This window comes from Paenisporosarcina sp. P4_E4_2 (genome assembly GCF_056401595.1).
The window spans coordinates 1-2,234 of sequence record NZ_JBFUJC010000435.1 but is presented as its reverse complement, the minus strand read 5'-3'; the positions used below and the strand labels follow the sequence as shown (position 1 = coordinate 2,234).

Here is a 2,234-nt window from a genome sequence, read left to right as displayed (position 1 = left end):
CGTTCTCCTTGGTGGCGGTACTTCAAATTTTGTTCGTCCTGACCGCAATCTTACAGAAGAATTCAAAAAATCCGGATATAGTTATGTAACAAACAAAGAGGAACTTTCAAAAGATAAAAATGGACAGATTCTTGGATTGTTTGCATCTGGCGGACTCCCTAAAATGATTGATCGTACAGATGAAGTTCCCTCTCTTCAAGATATGACGACATCAGCTATTCAACGTTTAAGCAAGGATAAAGATGGTTTCTTCTTAATGGTTGAAGGAAGCCAGGTAGACTGGGCGGGTCATGATAATGATATAGTTGGAGCAATGAGTGAAATGGCAGACTTTGAAAAAGCTGCGACGGCCGCTATTGATTTTGCTAAAAAGGACAAACATACATTAGTTGTTATTACAGCTGACCATTCAACTGGCGGATACTCTATTGGTTCTGATGGAATTTATAACTGGTTTGCTCAGCCTATTAAAGCAGCTAAGCGCACACCAGACTTTATGGCAGCTGAAATTGCTAAAGGTGAAGATGTTGAAAAGACATTAAAAACGTATATAGATCAAAATCTATTAGCATTAACAGCACAAGAAATCCAATCTGTTAAAGATGCTGCAACGACTAAAAAAGTCACTGATATAGATAATGCAATCGAAAAAATCTTTGATGAGCGTTCTCATACAGGCTGGACAACTGGTGGTCACACTGGTGAAGACGTGCCAGTATTTGCCTACGGACCTTACAAAGAACGATTGGCAGGACAAATTGATAATACAGACAATGCCAAAATTATCTTTGAACTTTTAGATAAAACAAAAAATAAAAAATAACAGATACAATAAAATAGCCCGTTGCTAAATGCGACGGGTGTTTTATTATGCTAGGGGGATTCCAATGAAGAGATACTTGTTTTTCTTGATTCTTTTATTAGTTCTTTCAGGCTGTTCATCAGTATATAACACCGAGGACAAAGCTACTGAGGAACAGGTCAAAACCATCGACCAAACGGAAAAAAAACTTAATGTACAAGAAGATGTATATGTGCCGAATCCTCAAATAACGGATGACATTAATCTGGTGACAGTTGGAGAAACCGTAACCGATGACAAAGGCGAACTCACATTAAAATCATATAAACCCTTAAATAAGACAGTTAATATAGGTGGGGTTGAAATGGTTTTAAAAGATGCTAAGTTGCTACATTTCGTTCCGGATTACAGCATGATTGACTTTTTTCATTCCTATACTCATGAAGAAGAGTTTGATTTTATTAAAGTAGGAGTTGAAGTTAAAAATACATCCGATAAGGACATAAAATTCACACCAGTTGCTTTTGTTAAGACGAACAATGGTGAGCTAAAAACATGGGAAGAGGACATTTTTCTCGAAGAATTGACTGGTGAAATACAAAGAAATGATGTTAAGAAAGGCAATATGGGGTTTATTTTAGAAAACACAAATGATATTAAGTCAATTGAAATTCTAACAAGTGATGTTCTTGATAGCTTGGGTGAAAATGTTGAAAAAGCGAAAACTATAAAATTGGATATCTAATATAACCCTCTTCCCCCGATATCCCGAATTATATAGAATGAATTATTAAAAATTCCTTAACACCTGATAAGTTTGATATAAAAAAGCGGTTTTCTTCACCTTTGAAGAAAACTGCTTTTTCCATGTAACTCTTCGCTTTAGCCTCTTCAATTGAATCAGCTTCGCCAATCAAATATAGAGATTGCAGATTTCCCGGAACTGCCAGAACTTTATTAAAACTCGCGTTTGTTTAGTATTCAATTATATTGAACCATCCACCATCAGAGCCTATTGTTATATGAGAGATTTCATTTGATTCGAAAATATTATGAATATCAATATTTTCGTTACTTGTATTATCTAAGTGCTTAGTAACACCTTCATCTGAAAAAACTATAGCCATACTCATAGACCTTAAATAAAATTCATAAACGAATTGTTTTTGGCTGTCTTTCACGAAACCAACATAACCTGTGCTTTTTGGAAATACGTTAGGTAATATAATGTTTTTAACTAAAACGAACTGGTTGGAGAGAATATTAAGTAACTCCTCCTCCCATTCGGGAATAATCGCATAGATAAAAAATTCTTGTTTGTATAATTCAGAAATTATTTCAACAAACTCCCGTTCAGTTATATTCTCATCAATGTATATTTCCCTAATTTTAGAACTATCGGTAACGACGCTCGCCCAAAACATATTCATAT

At 34.8% G+C, this 2,234-nt stretch carries 3 protein-coding genes; 2 read left to right on the top strand and 1 reads right to left on the bottom strand.

Annotation, left to right across the window (positions count from 1 at the left end; genetic code table 11):
• On the top strand, positions 1 to 823 hold an 823-nt coding region (locus AC1DSB_RS18315; protein ID WP_477587308.1), incomplete at its 5' end, for an alkaline phosphatase.
• Between the two features lie 64 nt (positions 824 to 887).
• Complete coding sequence (locus tag AC1DSB_RS18310) at positions 888 to 1,547, top strand: lipoprotein (protein WP_477533012.1); 660 nt, start codon at positions 888 to 890, stop codon at positions 1,545 to 1,547.
• 229 nt (positions 1,548 to 1,776) lie between these two features.
• Here AC1DSB_RS18310 and AC1DSB_RS18305 read toward each other — a convergent pair.
• A partial coding sequence (locus AC1DSB_RS18305; RefSeq protein ID WP_477587307.1) for a hypothetical protein occupies positions 1,777 to 2,234 on the bottom strand: 458 nt, incomplete at its 5' end.